Below are 264 nucleotides of genomic sequence, written 5' to 3' on the forward strand. Positions count from 1 at the left end.
AGAGTACTTGGCTACGAACCAAGGGGTCGTGGGTTCGAATCCTGCCAGCCGCGCCACTTTTTCGAGTGGCCTTCTCCGAGAGGGCCCTTTCAGTTCGAAGTTGTACCGCTTTGCGTGCGGCTGTAGCTCAGTTGGATAGAGTACTTGGCTACGAACCAAGGGGTCGTGGGTTCGAATCCTGCCAGCCGCGCCACTTTTTCGAGTGGCCTTCTCCGAGAGGGCCCTTTCAGTTCGAAGTTGTACCGCTTTGCGTGCGGCTGTAGC

Annotated in this window: 1 tRNA gene; it reads left to right on the forward strand. The window is 57.6% G+C overall.

The features are described 5' to 3' along the window. The first annotated feature begins 116 nt into the window (after nt 1–116). Nucleotides 117–193, forward strand: a tRNA-Arg gene (locus tag J5M58_RS27375). Nucleotides 194–264 lie beyond the last annotated feature (71 nt).

The sequence above is a fragment of the Pseudomonas sp. 32_A genome, from assembly GCF_017490905.1.
Classification (GTDB): Bacteria; Pseudomonadota; Gammaproteobacteria; order Pseudomonadales; family Pseudomonadaceae; genus Aquipseudomonas; species Aquipseudomonas inefficax.